Annotated in this window: 15 protein-coding genes and 1 riboswitch; of the genes, 11 read left to right on the top strand and 4 right to left on the bottom strand. The window is 53.6% G+C overall.

The annotated features are described in order from the left end of the window. Positions 1 to 8 precede the first annotated feature (8 nt). On the bottom strand, positions 9 to 1,400 hold the full coding sequence (lysC, locus tag TU92_RS17480; protein WP_112168461.1) for a lysine-sensitive aspartokinase 3: 1,392 nt from the start codon (positions 1,398 to 1,400) through the stop codon (positions 9 to 11). A gap of 106 nt (positions 1,401 to 1,506) precedes the next feature. Continuing rightward, positions 1,507 to 1,698, bottom strand: a riboswitch (Lysine riboswitch). A 240-nt stretch (positions 1,699 to 1,938) separates the two neighbouring features. Here lysC and pgi point away from each other — a divergent pair. The 4 genes from pgi (at position 1,939) to ubiA (ending at position 5,712) form a co-directional block, all read left to right on the top strand. After that, the gene (gene pgi / locus TU92_RS17475) at positions 1,939 to 3,585 is read left to right on the top strand and encodes a glucose-6-phosphate isomerase (RefSeq protein ID WP_112168460.1); all 1,647 of its coding nucleotides are present in this window, start codon (positions 1,939 to 1,941) and stop codon (positions 3,583 to 3,585) included. A 181-nt stretch (positions 3,586 to 3,766) separates the two neighbouring features. Next, complete coding sequence (gene psiE / locus TU92_RS17470) at positions 3,767 to 4,174, top strand: phosphate-starvation-inducible protein PsiE (protein ID WP_112168459.1); 408 nt, start codon at positions 3,767 to 3,769, stop codon at positions 4,172 to 4,174. Between the two features lie 90 nt (positions 4,175 to 4,264). Then, entirely contained in the window at positions 4,265 to 4,804 is a 540-nt protein-coding gene (gene ubiC, locus TU92_RS17465) for a chorismate lyase (protein WP_112168458.1), read from the top strand. A 41-nt stretch (positions 4,805 to 4,845) separates the two neighbouring features. Continuing rightward, complete coding sequence (ubiA, locus tag TU92_RS17460) at positions 4,846 to 5,712, top strand: 4-hydroxybenzoate octaprenyltransferase (protein WP_112168457.1); 867 nt, start codon at positions 4,846 to 4,848, stop codon at positions 5,710 to 5,712. A 98-nt stretch (positions 5,713 to 5,810) separates the two neighbouring features. Here the strand turns inward: ubiA and plsB are convergent, their stop codons facing one another. Beyond that, a complete protein-coding gene (gene plsB, locus TU92_RS17455) occupies positions 5,811 to 8,291 on the bottom strand; it encodes a glycerol-3-phosphate 1-O-acyltransferase PlsB (protein ID WP_112168456.1) in 2,481 nt (826 codons plus the stop codon). A gap of 140 nt (positions 8,292 to 8,431) precedes the next feature. Here plsB and TU92_RS17450 point away from each other — a divergent pair, with 140 nt between their 5' ends. From TU92_RS17450 to TU92_RS17435, 4 genes are all read left to right on the top strand, one after another. Next, positions 8,432 to 8,800, top strand: a complete 369-nt coding sequence (locus TU92_RS17450) for a diacylglycerol kinase (protein ID WP_112168455.1) — start codon at positions 8,432 to 8,434, stop codon at positions 8,798 to 8,800. Between the two features lie 119 nt (positions 8,801 to 8,919). Next, positions 8,920 to 9,528 (top strand): transcriptional repressor LexA, encoded by a 609-nt coding sequence (gene lexA, locus TU92_RS17445; RefSeq protein WP_112168454.1) that lies wholly within the window; start codon positions 8,920 to 8,922, stop codon positions 9,526 to 9,528. Positions 9,529 to 9,792: 264 nt separating this feature from the next. Then, positions 9,793 to 11,157: an MATE family efflux transporter DinF gene (gene dinF, locus TU92_RS17440; protein WP_112168453.1), complete on the top strand. Its 1,365-nt coding sequence runs from the start codon at positions 9,793 to 9,795 to the stop codon at positions 11,155 to 11,157. Positions 11,158 to 11,349: 192 nt separating this feature from the next. Next, the gene (locus tag TU92_RS17435) at positions 11,350 to 11,559 is read left to right on the top strand and encodes a CsbD family protein (protein WP_056776037.1); all 210 of its coding nucleotides are present in this window, start codon (positions 11,350 to 11,352) and stop codon (positions 11,557 to 11,559) included. 178 nt (positions 11,560 to 11,737) lie between these two features. On the opposite strand, the gene zur is transcribed toward TU92_RS17435, so the two are convergent. Next, positions 11,738 to 12,247, bottom strand: a complete 510-nt coding sequence (gene zur / locus TU92_RS17430; protein ID WP_112168478.1) for a zinc uptake transcriptional repressor Zur — start codon at positions 12,245 to 12,247, stop codon at positions 11,738 to 11,740. 258 nt (positions 12,248 to 12,505) lie between these two features. Between zur and dusA the strand changes: the two genes are divergently transcribed. Then, positions 12,506 to 13,513 (top strand): tRNA dihydrouridine(20/20a) synthase DusA, encoded by a 1,008-nt coding sequence (dusA, locus tag TU92_RS17425; RefSeq protein ID WP_112168452.1) that lies wholly within the window; start codon positions 12,506 to 12,508, stop codon positions 13,511 to 13,513. Positions 13,514 to 13,701: 188 nt separating this feature from the next. After that, positions 13,702 to 13,938, top strand: a complete 237-nt coding sequence (gene pspG / locus TU92_RS17420) for an envelope stress response protein PspG (protein WP_112168451.1) — start codon at positions 13,702 to 13,704, stop codon at positions 13,936 to 13,938. 404 nt (positions 13,939 to 14,342) lie between these two features. On the opposite strand, the gene TU92_RS17415 is transcribed toward pspG, so the two are convergent. Then, entirely contained in the window at positions 14,343 to 15,332 is a 990-nt protein-coding gene (locus TU92_RS17415; RefSeq protein ID WP_112168450.1) for a quinone oxidoreductase, read from the bottom strand. A gap of 193 nt (positions 15,333 to 15,525) precedes the next feature. On the opposite strand from TU92_RS17415, the gene dnaB reads away from it, so the two are divergent. Further along, complete coding sequence (dnaB, locus tag TU92_RS17410; protein WP_112168449.1) at positions 15,526 to 16,932, top strand: replicative DNA helicase; 1,407 nt, start codon at positions 15,526 to 15,528, stop codon at positions 16,930 to 16,932. The last annotated feature ends 40 nt before the right edge of the window (positions 16,933 to 16,972 follow it).

The following is a 16,972-nucleotide window of genomic DNA, read 5'->3' as shown; positions in this document are numbered from 1 at the left end:
CGCGCCCGTTATTGTTCGAATAGGTTGCGGTGTAGTGTTTTGACGACCTGATCGGCATCGCTGCCCGGCACCAGGAAGCACAGGTTGTAGCTGCTTGCGCCGTAACAAATCATGCGGATGTTGAACGGATCCAGCACGCCGAAGACTTCTTTGCCAACGCCACACGCCTGCGACAGCTTGTTGCCGATGATGGCGATCAGTGCCAGATTCTCTTCGATTTCCACGCGGCACAGCGACGACAGTTCGGTCAGCAGTGACGTGGTCAGCAGGCTGGCGTCAGACGAGGTGGAGCCTGTGGTGTCCAGCGTCAGCGCTACGCTGACTTCGGAGGTGGTGATCAAATCCACAGAAATATTGTGGCGCGCCAGAATACCAAACACGTCGGCGAGGAAACCGCGTGAATGCAGCATGCTCAGGCTGTGCAGCGTGACCAGCGTTTGTCTGCGACGCAGGGCAATCGCGCGGAATAACGGCGGATTATCGCTGGTATCGCACACTAACGTGCCGCCTCCCGACGGATCTTTGCTGGAGCCGACAAATACCGGAATACCGCGACGCACCGCAGGCAGCAGCGTGGCGGGATGCAGAACTTTGGCACCGAAAGTGGCCATTTCAGCGGCTTCTTCAAACGCGATGCGGTCAATACGTTTCGCAGCCGGTACCAGACGCGGGTCGGTGGTGTAAATGCCCGGTACATCCGTCCAGATATCCACGCGCACCGCGCCGAGCGCTTCGCCCAGCAATGCTGCGGTGTAGTCGCTGCCGCCACGGCCAAGCGTGGTGGTGCGGCCTTTACCTTCTGAACCGATAAAGCCCTGGGTGATCACCAGCGCATCCTGCAAACGCGGTTGCAGTTGTGAAAGTGTCAGGTCGGTCAGCGCCTGCGTATCCGGTTCTGCGCGACCAAAGTGATCGTTGGTGCGCATGACTTTACGGACGTCGAACCATTCCACAGGCACGTTGCGCTGGCGGATGACTTCAACAAACAGCAGGGTGGACATGAGCTCGCCGTGGCTGACCAGTTCGTCTGTCAATGCGGTGGAGGTCGCGAGGCTTGCGGCTTCCGACAGCATGGCGATATTTTCCAGCATGCGACCCACTTCTTCGCGGATCACCGTCGGATTATCGAGGCGGTCAATAATGGCATTCTGGATGCGGCGGATTTCATCAAGCAGGAAGACACGGCGTTCGGTTTCTTTGCCTGTGGCCAGCTCGACTAATAAATTGGTGACGCCCGCAGAGGCGGAGAGAACAACGAGACGAACTTCCGGGCGCGCAAGAACGATGTCTGCACTGCGGTTCATCGCGTCGAAATCTGCCACGCTGGTACCGCCGAATTTGGCGACGATAACGTTGCCCAAAGGCTGCACAGTGGCGTTGCGGGATGCTGCGTGATTCATGTAAAACCTCATGTCCGGGACGTCATTTCAATGACGGCCACCTAATCCATAAGAATTGGCACAAGGGGAGAGCGGGAAACGGGAGCAGGCGTAGAAATGCTACGATACACCCAGAAGCGCCCCACCATGCCAATACCCTTTTTCGGGTATGTCGGTGACAACCCAGAGGATTCAGCCCCTGTGGTCGATCATCTGCCTGCCGTCAGCATTTGACCTCGGCGCCGCTCCCCCTGATGCACCTTCGTAGGATTTCGGCTCCTCCGGTACACTGCCTGGGCGACGCGCCTCTTCTGGCTCACAACAGCGTGCGTGAGCACGCGTGCGAGTTAGGTGCTTAGGAATAACGGGTTATGGCGCGTCTGTCAACGGTCTCACGGCCGGTCGAGCCACATTTTGAGCGATTGTCATCTAATATTGTTCTTTGTCATTGTGGATCCACAGATCTGGCCTATCGCAAGAAAAGGCATCTCATCTCGGGAAGTTCAGGATACAATCGGGACAGTTACCTCATATTTATTCTCAGCCTAAGAGCATTGCTATGAAAAATATCAATCCAACTCAGACCGCTGCCTGGCAAGCGCTGCAGCAGCATTTCGACACGATGAAAGATGTGCAGATTAGCCATCTGTTTGCTGAAGATGGTGATCGTTTCTCCAAGTTCTCTGCCACGTTTGAAGACCAGATGCTGGTCGATTTCTCCAAAAACCGCATCACATCAGAAACGCTGGACAAGCTGCAGGCTCTGGCAAAAGAGACTGATCTTCAGGGTGCAATCAAATCGATGTTCTCTGGTGAGAAGATCAACCGTACCGAAGACCGCGCCGTTCTGCACGTTGCCCTGCGTAACCGCAGTAACACGCCGATTGTGGTCGATGGCAAAGATGTAATGCCGGAAGTCAACGCGGTTCTGGCGAAGATTAAAGGCTTCACCGAGCGCGTTATCGGTGGTGACTGGAAGGGTTATACCGGCAAAGCGATCACTGACATCGTCAACATCGGTATCGGCGGTTCAGACCTCGGCCCGTTCATGGTGACCGAAGCGCTGCGTCCGTACAAAAACCACCTGAATATGCATTTCGTCTCTAACGTTGATGGCACCCATATCGCCGAAACGCTGAAAGATCTGTCCCCGGAAACGACGCTGTTCCTGGTGGCATCAAAAACGTTCACTACGCAAGAAACCATGACCAACGCCCACAGCGCGCGCGACTGGTTCCTGAAAACTGCGGGCGATGACAAACACGTGGCGAAACACTTCGCTGCGCTGTCTACCAACGGTAAAGCAGTCGGCGAGTTTGGCATCGACACGGACAACATGTTCGAGTTCTGGGACTGGGTCGGAGGCCGTTACTCTCTGTGGTCCGCAATTGGCCTGTCAATCGCTCTGTCCGTCGGCTTCGAGAACTTCGAGCAACTGCTGAGCGGCGCACACGCGATGGATAACCACTTCGCCAATACCCCTGCTGAGAAAAACCTGCCGGTTCTGCTGGCGCTGATCGGTATCTGGTACAACGATTTCTACGGCACTGAAACCGAAGCGATCCTGCCATACGATCAGTACATGCACCGTTTTGCTGCGTACTTCCAGCAAGGCAATATGGAATCTAACGGTAAATTCGTTGACCGTAACGGCAATCCGGTGGATTACCAGACTGGCCCGATCATCTGGGGCGAGCCGGGTACCAACGGCCAGCATGCGTTCTATCAGCTGATTCACCAGGGGACTAAAATCATCCCTTGTGACTTCATCGCGCCGGCCATCAGCCATAACCCGCTGAGTGATCACCACGCGAAACTGCTGTCTAACTTCTTCGCACAGACGGAAGCGCTGGCGTTTGGTAAATCTCTGGACGTGGTCGAGAAAGAATTCGCCGACCAGGGTAAAAAACCGGAAGACGTGAAACACGTTGCACCGTTCAAAGTGTTTGAAGGTAACCGTCCGACCAACTCCATCCTGCTGCGTGAAATCACGCCGTACAGCCTGGGTGCGTTGATCGCGATGTATGAGCACAAAATCTTCACGCAGGGCGCTATCCTGAACATCTACACCTTCGACCAATGGGGCGTGGAATTAGGTAAGCAACTGGCGAACCGCATCCTGCCAGAGCTCGAAGGCAGCGAAGATGTGAAAGGTCACGACAGCTCGACGAATGGTCTAATCAACCGCTTTAAAAACTGGCGCTAAAACCTGTCATCCTTCGAGCCGCCTTGACGCAACTCGAATGATTTAGGGTAAACGAGTGTGAGTAACACACCGAAACAAAAGGGTTAGCCTTCACAGGCTGGCCCTTTTTTAATGCCGCTTTTCCTGTGCGGACTCTGTGGTATTCTGCGGGTATTAATAACAAAAGTGGGATGTAGATCACATGGCAGGATCAAAACGTGCAACGCTGATTTCGGTCATCATGCAGCGAATTTTGAACGTATTTTTATTGGGGCTGGCCGCGATACTGATGATTTTCATTGGCCGCGAAACCTACCATTTAGCAATGGTACTTTTCGTGAACAACGATCAATCTTCATCGTATCTTCTGATAGAGGGAATTGTGATTTACTTCCTCTATTTCGAATTTATCGCGCTGATCATTAAGTATTTTTCATCGGGATATCACTTCCCATTACGCTATTTTATTTATATCGGTATCACGGCGATTATTCGACTGATTATCGTCGACCACAAAAGCCCTTATGACACACTGGTGTACGCCTGTGCGATCCTCGTCCTGGTCGTGACGCTCTTCCTGGCGAACAGCGAACGTCTGCGCCGCGAGTAAAATGATGCGATTACTGCCTCGCATTCATGCGTTAGAATACGAGGCAGATAATTCATTGGAGGTATACCTGCCTCCATTACGGAGCCGTTGATGTCTGATTCCCATTCCCCTGCACAACCCCCGATTCATTGGTTTAACGATCCGACTGACGTTCCTGCGGACGTGGCCGACTGGCTGATGGAAATGGGATCCATGACCCGTCGCTTTGAAAAACAGGGTGTTACTGTCACCGTTAAACCTCAAAACGAATGCTTTGTCAGCCGCGCTGAGCTGGGAGAAAGTGAAGCTCAGCAGTTGCCGGAAAGCGCCCGTTACTGGGTGCGCGAAATCGTACTGTTTGGCGACGCCGAGCCGTGGTTGCTTGGACGTACTGTCATTCCCGAAGAGACACTGACCGGGCCTGACATGGCGCTGGTGGATCTGGGTACCTTACCGCTGGGTCGCTACTTGTTTAGCGGTAATAACCTGACTCGCGATTACATTCATCTTGGGCAACTGCAAAGTGAGCAGGGCGACTTATGGGCGCGCCGGTCGCGTCTGCGTCTGTCTGATAAGCCGCTGCTGTTGACGGAAATTTTCCTGCCAGATTCACCGGTTCACCGCCCTGAAGGCAAAGTGAGCGGGATATGAGCCAGACCAACCCACAAGGAGAACAGAGAGTGTCGGGAAGTATGACGCAGGGCACCTGGCGGGATTATTGCCGCCTGATGCGCATTGATAAACCCATCGGCTCGCTGTTGCTGCTGTGGCCGACGCTGTGGGCGCTTTGGCTGGCCGGTGGAGGCATGCCTTCTGTCAAAATTTTGGTGGTGTTCGTGCTGGGCGTCTTCTTTATGCGCGCCGCCGGTTGCGTGGTGAATGATTACGCTGACCGCAAAATAGACGGGCACGTTAAGCGCACTGCCAACCGCCCGTTGCCGAGCGGGGCGGTCAGCGGTAAGCAGGCCAAAATCCTGTTTGCCGGGCTGGTGCTGGTGTCGTTCCTGTTGGTACTGACCCTCAATCGCATGACGATTTTCCTCTCGCTAGCCGCGCTGGCGCTGGCATGGATTTACCCGTTCATGAAACGCGTCAGCCATCTGCCGCAGTTTGTGCTGGGCGCGGCGTTTGGCTGGTCAATCCCGATGGCTTACGCTGCCGTCAGTGAAACCGTGCCGCTAAGTTGCTGGTTATTGTTCGTGGCAAATATCTGCTGGACGGTGGCCTACGACACGCAATATGCGATGGTCGATCGTGATGACGATTTAAAGATTGGCGTAAAATCGACGGCCATTTTGTTTGGCCGTTTTGACACGCTGATCATTGGCCTGTTGCAGTTGGCAACGCTGGTTCTGATGGCGATTGTCGGGCATCTTTCGCAGCTGGGCGCACCGTTCTACTGGTCGCTGTTGCTGGCCGCCGCGCTGTTTGTGCATCAGCAAAAACTGATCGCGAAGCGCGAACGTGACGCCTGTTTCCTGGCTTTCCGTCAGAATAACTATGTCGGTCTGGTGCTGTTCCTGGGGATTCTGATGAGCCTGACGGCGTTCAGTTTCTAATCTCTTCAGGCAATCTCTTCAGACAATAAAAAACGCCCGGACTTTTTGCAAAGTCCGGGCGTTTTGTTTCCTGCCATTTACCGCGTTACAACGGGCGATTAATGATCGGTATCGCGCACATCCAGCTTAGGCTCAGCCGGTGGTTCGGTCGGCTGCGGCAGCTCGGAAGGCATACCGGCACTTTCGATAGTGAGTTTGATGTCTGGCGTCATCAGGTCGCTGAGCATGTTGTAAATCTCACGCGTTTGTTCCTGAATCGCATCACCGATATCGTTGATATAACCCTCTGCGCGCAGTGTGCCGACCAGCGTTGAAAACACCGCTTTATCGAAGAACTCAGGGGCATTGATACCGTGCAGCACCGACAAACGCTGCGCCATAATCCGGCTCTCTTTTTCCAGCGCACCGCGATTGATGCTTGGATTGGTGGTGAGCAAGGAGAAGGTGATCGCGTAGCGTTGCAGTGTTTCACGTACACCGGCAGCCAGCAGTTGCAGCGTGCGGATACGTGCCGGGTTCAGCGATAACTCATCATCTTCCAGATGAATAATCTGCTGACGCGCCAGTTCCAGCGTCAGAACATTCAGCACATGTGGCAGATCGGCTTTATCGAAATGCATGAACAGTTCGGCTTTCAGCATCGGATAAATCAGCTCAACCTGACGCAGCAATTCCTCGCGAGTGACCAGACGGTGGTGCATCACGATGCTTGAAATCAGCGACGGCAACACCAGCATATGATGAATGTTGTTGCGGTAGTAGGTCATCAGCACGGCTTGTTCGCGCGGCAGAACGATAATGTCACCGATATTATCTTTTTCGACCTGGAACTTATTCATGTTCAACGCGTGATCAAGTAACTGATTGGCGGTCAGATCGGGCACGGTGGAATCGGCGTTGTACGGCACGTTGCGCAGCAGCTGCAGGTAGCAATCAATCTGTTCAGTCAACTGTTCGCGGGTCAGTGATCGCTGACGGGACGCCAGCAGCGCGGTACAACACAGGTTCATGGCGTTGGCCGCCGCTGAATTGTTGATGCGCACCATAATCTGCTCAGCCAGATCCTGCACCGTCGGCGTCAGCCAGCTCGGACGCTGGGCTTCGATAGGGTCGATCGCCTCACGCCATGTCGGCACGTTTTGGTTCAGATAGGTGGTCAGATGCAGAGGTTCACCAAAGTTCACATAGCCCTGACCGAGGTTGCGCAGCTTACGCAAGCCGTTGAGCATCTGAGTCAGACTCTCTTTCTCTTTGGTCGCGCCGCGTAACTCTTTTGCGTAAGTTCCCACTTCCATCACGTGTTCGTAACCGATGTAAATCGGCACCAGCGTAATAGGGCGGGAACCGCCGCGTAGCATGGCCTGAATCGTCATCGCCAGCGTGCCGGTTTTCGGCTCCAGCAGACGTCCGGTTCGCGAGCGGCCACCTTCGACAAAGTATTCCACCGAATAACCCCGGCTGAACAGCTCGCCCAGATATTCGCGGAACACGGTCGAATAAAGTTTGTTGCCTTTAAAGGTACGACGGATAAAGAACGCACCCAGACGGCGGAAAATCGGGCCGGCTGGCCAGAAATTCAGATTGATACCGGCAGCAATGTGAGGCGGCACCAACCCCTGATGATAGAGCACGTAAGACAGCAGCAGATAATCCATGTGGCTGCGGTGGCAGGGCACATACACGATTTCCTGCCCGTCTTGCGCTAACTGGCGCACGCGCTCGGCGTTATTCACGTTGATGCCTTTATACAGGCGGTTCCACGTCCAGCTTAGCACGCGGTCGGAAAGGCGCACGGCTTCATAAGAGAAGTTCGCGGCGATCTCTTCCATCAGCGCGATAGCGTTTTGCTGGGCTTTTTCGTGGGAAATCTTTTTGCTGCGCGCTTCATCTTCAATGGCTTTTTCGATGGCTTTCGAGGCCAGCAGCTTATTGAATAAATCCTGACGGGCAGGCAGACGCGGGCCGACTGCTGCCAGACGCAAGCGTGAGAAATGCATTCGCGCCACACGGGCGAGCTTTTGCGCGATAGTTTTATCCGTACCGTGCTCGGTCGCCATATAACGCAGCGATACTGTATTGGAGAAGCGAACAAAACTGTCGCGGCCAAGCCACAACACGGCGAAGAATTTCTGAATGCCGTTCAGCACGCGCAGGTGCGGTGTATCCTGACCTTCACGGCCCGGTGCACGTCCGAACATTACCGAGACCGGCAACATCTGAATATCTAAATCCGGATTATTGCGGTGCAGATCCAGATAGTCGTGGAACAGCTTTACGGATTCCTGCTTCGGCGTGTAATACGAAAACACGCGCGGGCCTTCAGCGATAAACACATGGCTTGGCAGCAACGTGCCGTCGATATCCAGCGGAATCAGAGGGTCGGGCAAATTTTGGGCAAGACACTGCGCACGCAGGGTCAGCAAATCTGCTTTGGAGTTATAAGGTAATACGTACAGGATCGGGCGCGTCGGGTCTAAGTGCAACTCGGTCACCGGATCTGTAGGTATGACTTTGCTCTTTACCAGCAATGAAAGCGGTAAATTCAATAATGTGTAATAAAGTCTACGCCAACCTGACATAAAAACGTGAAGCCTCTTGTTAGCCATTTCGCCGCAAGGATACCAGAAAGCTCAAATGAGATCTGTGGTGATGAGAGACCATTAAACCGCTAAAATGCATCAAACACCCGAAGGACTACCCCTCAAGGATCAGTAACAGAATGGCGAACCAAGTCACTGGATTTACCCGAATTTATAAAGCAGCCGGATACTCATGGAAAGGGCTGAAAGCGGCATGGCAAAATGAAGCGGCCTTCCGACAGGAAGCCAGTGCGGCTATCCCATTAATTTTGCTCTCTTTCTGGTTCGATGTGAGCAGCATCGAACGTATCCTGCTAATCGGTTCCGTGGTCCTGGTGTGCGTGGTGGAACTGCTCAACAGCGCCGTGGAATGCGCTATCGACCGCATCGGCCCTGAGTTTCACGTGCTCTCCGGGCGTGCCAAAGATATCGGCTCTGCTGCCGTGCTGTTGACCATCATATTGGCGATTTTTGTCTGGGTCAGCATCTTTTGGCCGCGATGGTTCTGATTTGGAATCTGTATTCCAGGAATCGCGCTTATGCACTGTTTTTATTCAATCTTAGGTTTTCATTGCCCGTATAGCTGTATATACTCACAGCAAGACTGTATAAACAACCAGGGGGCGGAATGAAAGCTTTAACGACCAGACAACAAGAGGTCTATGACCTGATTCGCGATCATATCTCCACTACGGGTATGCCACCAACCCGCGCGGAGATTGCCGCTCGTCTTGGGTTCCGTTCCCCGAATGCTGCGGAAGAACACCTGAAAGCTCTGGCGCGCAAAGGCGTCATTGAGATTGTCTCCGGAGCTTCGCGCGGTATCCGTCTGCTGATGGAAGAAGAAGAAGGTTTACCGCTGATTGGCCGTGTAGCCGCCGGTGAACCTCTGCTGGCTCAGCAACACATCGAAGGACACTATCAGGTCGATCCCGCGATGTTTAAACCGAGCGCGGATTTCCTGCTGCGTGTCAGCGGTATGTCGATGCGCGATATCGGTATTCTGGATGGCGATCTGCTTGCCGTTCACAAAACGCAGGACGTGCGTAATGGCCAGGTTGTCGTCGCGCGTATCGACGATGAAGTGACGGTAAAACGCCTGAAAAAACAGGGCACCGTCGTGCATTTACTGCCGGAAAACAGCGAGTTCCAGCCTATTGTTGTCGACCTGCGTGAACAGAACTTCAGCATTGAAGGTTTAGCGGTCGGTGTTATCCGTAACGGCGACTGGATTTAATTGACCGTCATACTTCGAGCTGCAGATGCGTTGGCTACGGGCGTACATCCGAATCCCTGACCTAAAGTCAGCGATTCGGGATTCGCTTGCTTGCCGCCTTCCTGCAACTCGAATTATTTTGGTCAACCTGAACAGGTTTTCTGCGTCTCCCCCCTCTGACGTAGTAAACGGTTCTGGACGTTAATCAAAAGAATTTCGCATCATCGCCCCTGACGGGGCGATGTCATTTTAGGCATATCCTGAACCTCCGGCATGAGATTCTCTATGCAACATCAATCCCTTCTGCAAAAGCTTCAACACACTTTTCTGAGCCCGACCGATAAAGCCCTCTGGATGCTCGCACTGCCGATGATCTTTTCTAATATCACCGTGCCTCTGCTGGGGCTGGTGGATACGGCGGTGATCGGTCATCTCGACAGCCCCGATTATCTGGGCGGCGTCGCGGTTGGTTCGATGATTACCACTTTCCTGTTCATGATGCTGTTGTTCCTGCGCATGAGTACCACCGGTATGACCGCGCAGGCGCTCGGCGCGAAAGATAAAGTCCTGCTGGCGCGTGCTTTTGTGCAGCCTTTTCTTCTGGCTGTACTGGCGGGCGTGATGATTTTATTGTTCAGGCATCCGCTGATGGAAGGGGCTTTCCATATTGTCGGCGGTAGCCAGTCGGTGCTGGAACAGGCGCGGCTGTTTATTGAAATCCGCTGGATTAGCGCACCCGCTTCTCTGGCAAATCTGGTGATCCTCGGCTGGCTCCTTGGAATTCAGTACGTGCGCGGGCCGGTGATTTTACTCATTGCCGGTAACCTGCTTAACATCGTGCTGGATCTTTGGCTGGTGATTGGGTTCGGCTGGAACGTGCAGGGCGCAGCGACGGCAACTGCCTGTTCGGAGTATTTCACGCTGTTCATCGGGCTGTATCTTGTCTGGCGTGTGATGAAGCGATGGGGGATCACTTTCTCGCTGCTGACCTCATCGTGGCGCGGTGACCTGCACCGGTTGCTGAGTCTCAACCGCGACATCATGCTGCGTTCGTTGCTACTCCAGCTCTGTTTCGCCTCACTGACTATTCTCGGTGCGCGGCTCGGCAGCCATATCGTTGCGGTGAATGCCGTTCTGATGAACCTTCTGACCTTTACAGCCTTTGCGCTCGACGGCTTTGCTTACGCGATTGAAGCCCATTCAGGCGAGGCGTTTGGTGCCCGTAACCGTGAAAAACTGCTGAAGGTGTGGCGCGCGGCATGTCGGCAGGCGGGTCTGGTGGCACTGGCGTTTGCACTGTTGTACGCACTGACCGGCGAGCACATCATTAACGCGCTGACGTCTCTGCCAGAGCTGCGTCAGCTGGCTGATAGTTATCTGGGCTGGCAGATTGTCCTGCCGCTGGTTGCGGTCTGGTGTTACCTGCTCGATGGTATGTTTATCGGTGCGACCCGCGGGCGGGATATGCGCAACAGCATGGCGATTGCCGCACTTGGGTATGGCCTGACGCTGCTGTCATTACCGCTCTTGGGCAACCACGCGTTGTGGCTGGCGCTGACCGTTTTCCTCGGGCTGCGGGGCGTTTCCCTCGGCTGGATATGGCACCGGTACTGGCAGCGCGACGCCTGGTTTTCATCGTCATCACACTGAATTGGCGAATTTTTTACAGGGCAGAATATAGCGGTTAGCCGTTATATCCTGCTTTGGAATAATCCTAATAACGCGTTTTATCCCTTCGTTTGCAGGATAAATCCAAATTCTCTACTAACCTTAGAAGTGTTAAGCCCGAGCTGCAGCGGTAACCCGCAGCGCCATAAACCCTAAGGTAACAGGAGATATTTTATGAATAAGGACCAAGCCGACGGTAACTGGAAGCAGTTTAAAGGCAAAGTAAAAGAAAAATGGGGCAAGCTGACTGACGACGATCTGACCGTAGTGGAAGGTAAACGCGATCAGCTGGTAGGTAAGATTCAGGAGCGTTACGGCTATCAGAAAGATCAGGCCGAGAAAGAGCTCAAGGATTGGGAATCAAGCAACAAATATCACTGGTAAAAACGCGACTCCCCCTCGTGTTTCAGTGACGTATCCTGAGTAGTAGCTGCTCCTACCCGGAACGCTTTCAGGATACGGGTACAAGGATGTACCCACTGTTTTATGTCTCATCAGATACCGCCGTTAATCCCTCCCGACAGTACCGCTATTCTCGCAATTCAAATCCAGCTGCATAAATTTAGCGTTTCTTCACCACGATGGTGTGGTCGTGATCGCAGTGGTCATGGCTTTCGCATGTCTCAACGACTTTGCATTCCCCACACAGACCATGCGCTTCTACCACGGAATGACGTAATTCGAAGCCAGAATCCAGTGCCAGTTTCGCCAGGCGTTCTTCGATGCCGTCAGTAGTTTTTTCCGTCACCAGACCGCAGCGGTCACAGATAAACAGCGCCGATGTGTGGCTTGGCTCTTCAAAATGATGGCACAACACGTAGCTGTTAGCGGATTCCACCCGATGAATAAATCCCTGTTCCAGCAGGAAATCCAGCGCGCGATAGACCGTTGGTGGCTTGGCCTGCGGTTCGCTGACGCGCAGCAAATCCAGCAAGTCATAGGCGCTGATCGCACCGGGCTGTTGCGTCATCAGGCGCAGCACTTCCAGCCGCTGCGGCGTAAGGCGAACATTACGCTGCTGGCAAAGCTCTTCAGCTTGTGAAAGGACTTTTTCCGGATTATTCAGGGTCATAAAAACGTTCTCTGAGCGCAGATTGGGATCGATAAGCCACATCATGCGGCCATGGTTGATTTTATCATGCTTCAGTCAAATCGACGAATTATGCGCCGCCGTGCTGTAACATATTCGCCTCCGCTAAAACCGCACCGGATGCCGAATCTTTGTTCTGTGGTATAATCAGCGATTATCTTCCTTCTGGCCCGTGCGCCAGAGGGAGCGCCACGAACTCCTTCAGCGAATGTCAGGTCGATGTCAGAAACTCAACACGCAATGCCCCAAAATAGCCCGTTTTCCCCTCAGCGTTTTTCCGTTGCGCCGATGCTCGACTGGACCGATCGTCACTGTCGCCATTTCCACCGCCTGATGACTGGCCAGACGCTGCTTTACACTGAAATGGTGACCACCGGCGCCATCATTCATGGTAAAGGCGATTATCTCGGCTTTGGTGAGGAAGAGCATCCGGTATCGCTACAGCTCGGCGGCAGTAATCCGGCCGATTTGGCGCATTGCGCGAAACTGGCCGAAGCGCGCGGGTATGACGAAATTAACCTTAACGTCGGTTGCCCGTCGGATCGTGTGCAGAACGGTATGTTCGGTGCCTGCCTGATGGGGCAGGCGTCGCTGGTAGCGGACTGCATCAAAGCAATGCGCGACGTAGTGTCGATTCCTGTCACCGTCAAAACCCGCATCGGCATCGACGATCAGGACAGCTATGAATTCCTGTGTGATTTCATCCATCAGGTATCTGAACACGGCGGCTGCGATACCTTTATCATTCATGCGCGCAAAGCGTGGCTTTCCGGTCTGAGCCCGAAAGAAAACCGTGAAATTCCGCCGCTGGATTACCCGCGGGTGTATCAGCTCAAGCGCGATTTCCCGCATCTGACGATGGCGATTAATGGTGGGATTAAGACGCTGGAAGAGGCCAAAACGCATCTGCAATTTATGGATGGTGTTATGGTGGGCCGCGAAGCCTATCAGAATCCGGGCATGTTGCTGAACGTGGATCGCGAATTGTTCGGTTCAGAAGCGCCGATAAAAACCGGCCCGGACATTATCCGCGCGCTATATCCGTACATTGAAGCGGAACTGAGCAAAGGCACCTATCTCGGCCATATTTCCCGCCATATTCTCGGCCTGTTCCAGGGCGTGCCGGGTGCGCGTCAGTTCCGTCGTCATCTCAGTGAAAATGCGCATAAAGCGGGCGCGGGTATTGACGTGGTCGAGCAGGCGCTGTCGATGGTCAATCAGCCCCAGGAAGCCGTTGCACAGGCTTAGGTCGTGGGTAAAATCACTATCTGTTAGTCAAATTCGCTATCTCTTCGCAGGCCATTCGTGCCTGCGAATAATTTTCTCCTTGATATTCAATGCAATAATTTCCATATCCGGTTGGCACGTTTCTTGTAACAGTGAACAGGTGTTATGACATCGCGTCTTAATGCAATTCGCTTATTAAGGAGCACCCGATGCTGGAAATTCTCTTTGTGCTTGGCTTTTTCTTCATGCTGATGCTGACCGGCGTCTCTCTGCTGGGCATGGCGGCTGCACTGATCGTGGCGTTTGCTCTGATGATGCTGGGCGGATTTTTGGCGATTGTTATAAAAATGTTGCCATGGTTGGTTTTGGCAGTCATCGCGGTCTGGATTTACCGCACCTGGATCAGGCCGGACGCGCCTAAATACCGTCGCCGCCGTTTGCCATGATTTTTGAAGTCAATAAGTGGCTTCTATAACATCATGAAATTACGACGGTTAATAACGCACTGCTGCGCACATAAAAATGTAATCGTTACAAAGATAACTTTTACTTATGTGCTAGCGATCACAAGCTGGATCAGAATGTGCGGTCAGCGGTTATAAATCATATTTTTTAACATGGGTGACTGTTAGGATGAGATTCATGCATGGTCAGCAAGCCATAAACTGAATTCATCAAGTCCGATGAGGCACACAATAGTCGCATAAGTGACACCGCCCTTCGGATTTACCTTGCAGTACCCTACGGCAGTACCCGTCTGAAATCAGAGGTCGTCTGGATCAGACAGTAAGAAAGGCTTCCCTTGTGGAAGCCTTTTTTGCATTCATCATTCATTAGGCTGACCAGGCAGTCATTTACCCGGTATCAGCAGACTTGATCCCTGCGTGACGCGGCTTTCGAGCGTTTCGTGCGCGCGTTTGGCTTCTGAAAGCGGGAATTTCTGTGCGTCGCTGACCTCCACCTGAATCGCGCCGCTGGCGATCAGCGAGAACAGTTCGCCGCTGGCTTCTTCCAGCTCTTCACGATTGGTCACATAGCCATTGAGGGAAGGGCGCGTGACGAACAGTGAGCCTTTCTGATTAAGGATCGCCAGATCCACGCCTTTCACCGGCCCGGACGCATTGCCGAAACTCACCAGTAAGCCACGGCGTTTCAGGCTGTCCAGCGACTTTTCAAACGTATCTTTGCCGACGGAATCGTAGACCACGCCGACTTTCTCGCCGTTCGTCAGCTCCGCCACGCGGGTCGCGATATCTTCTTTATGATAATTGATCGTCGCCCAGGCACCGGCCTGTTTCGCGCGTTCCGCCTTTTCGTCAGAACCCACGGTGCCGATCAGTTTGACGCCCAGCGCTTTTGCCCACTGGCAGGCAATCAAACCGACTCCACCCGCTGCGGCATGGAACAAAATCGTTTCGCCCGGCTGTACTTTGTGGGTCAGACGCAGCAGATAATACACCGTCAGACCTTTCAGGAAGGACGCCGCCGCCTGCTCGAAACTGATGGCGTCCGGCAGAATGGCGATTTTCTCCTGAGGCACGTTATGAATTTCGCTGTATGCACCAAGGGCTGACTGGGCATACACCACGCGGTCGCCCGGTTTGATGCCGGTGACGGCGCTGCCGACTTTGGTGACCACGCCTGCCGCTTCGGTGCCTAAACTCGCGGGGAAGCTGGCGGGCGGATACAGGCCGCTGCGCACGTAGGTATCAATGTAATTAATGCCGATAGCTTTGTTTTCGACCTGAACTTCACCGGCCTGAGGATCTTGTGGCTGATAATCAACGTATTGCAGAACGTCAGGTGTACCTGTTTCAGAAAACTGGATGCGCTTGGCCATGCTTTTCCCTCGTGATGGAGTCTGTTTTCAACCCTAGGCTAAATGCCCGCGACAATCCAGATTTTAGGCACAGCCGGTTAATACCCTTTTGAAATGAGACATGACAACCTATACTAACGCGCTAGTCTGGCTTTGGTTTTTCAGAAGCCCGACGCTCACAAAACAGGCGCTTAGAGCAGGAAGTAATCCACAGATGGCAGCAAAAAAACCGACCTTTCAACAGAACGAAACCCGCGATCGCCAGATGGAAGGCCTCAAGCTTCCGCCGCACTCGCTGGAAGCAGAGCAATCCGTTCTGGGCGGGCTGATGCTGGACAACGAACGTTGGGATAACGTCGCCGAGCGCGTGGTCAGCAATGACTTCTTCAGCCGGCCACATCGCCTGATTTTCACCGAAATGCAGCGTTTGCTGGAAATGAGCAAACCGATCGACCTAATTACACTGTCTGAATCTCTGGAACAGAAAGGGGATTTGGATTCGGTCGGCGGTTTCGCCTATCTGGCAGAGCTTTCTAAAAATACGCCAAGTGCGGCGAACATCGGTGCTTATGCTGATATCGTGCGCGAACGTGCCGTGGTGCGCGAAATGATTTCCGTCGCCAATGAAATTGCCGACGCCGGTTATGATCCCCAGGGCCGCAGCAGCGAAGACCTGCTGGATTTAGCCGAATCCCGCGTATTCCAGATTGCCGAAAGCCGCGCCAGTAAAGACGAAGGCCCGAAAAGCATCGACCGCATTCTGGAAAGCACCGTCTCCCGTATCGAAGAGCTGTTCCAGCGTCCGCATGACGGCGTGACGGGCGTCTCGACCGGTTATGCCGATCTGGATAAGAAAACTGCTGGTTTGCAGAAATCCGACTTAATCATTGTGGCGGCGCGTCCGTCGATGGGTAAAACGACCTTTGCGATGAACCTCGCCGAAAACGCCGCGATGATGCAGGACAAACCGGTCTTAATCTTCAGTCTCGAGATGCCCGGTGACCAGATCATGATGCGTATGCTGGCGTCGCTTTCCCGCGTCGATCAGACCAAAATTCGTACCGGTCAGCTCGATGACGAGGATTGGGCACGTATTTCCAGCACCATGGGAATTCTGCTCGAAAAACGGAACATGTACATCGATGACTCCTCGGGCCTGACACCGACGGAAGTTCGTTCGCGCGCGCGCCGTATTTTCCGTGAGCACGGCGGCCTGAGCCTCATCATGATCGATTACCTCCAGCTGATGCGCGTTCCGGCGCTGTCCGATAACCGTACGCTGGAAATCGCTGAAATCTCCCGCTCGTTGAAAGCGCTGGCGAAAGAATTGCAGGTGCCGGTAGTGGCGCTGTCGCAGCTGAACCGAAGCCTGGAGCAACGTGCGGACAAACGCCCGGTCAACTCCGACTTGCGTGAATCCGGCTCCATCGAGCAGGATGCCGACTTGATCATGTTTATCTATCGTGACGAGGTTTATCACGATAACAGTGAAGAGAAAGGCATCGCACAAATCATCCTCGGTAAGCAGCGTAACGGCCCGATCGGGACGGTAAGACTGACATTCAACGGCCAGTTCTCGCGTTTCGATAATTATGGCGGCCCTCAGTACGATGAGGACTGATTGTCATCGGGTAAGCGCTGAACCCCACCTGACCTCCCCT

Origin of the sequence: Rahnella inusitata (genome assembly GCF_003263515.1) — a bacterium.
In the GTDB taxonomy this organism is placed as follows: domain Bacteria; phylum Pseudomonadota; class Gammaproteobacteria; order Enterobacterales; family Enterobacteriaceae; genus Rahnella; species Rahnella inusitata.
Note: the sequence above shows the minus strand (reverse complement) of the source record. Positions and strands in the feature narration are given on the sequence as shown.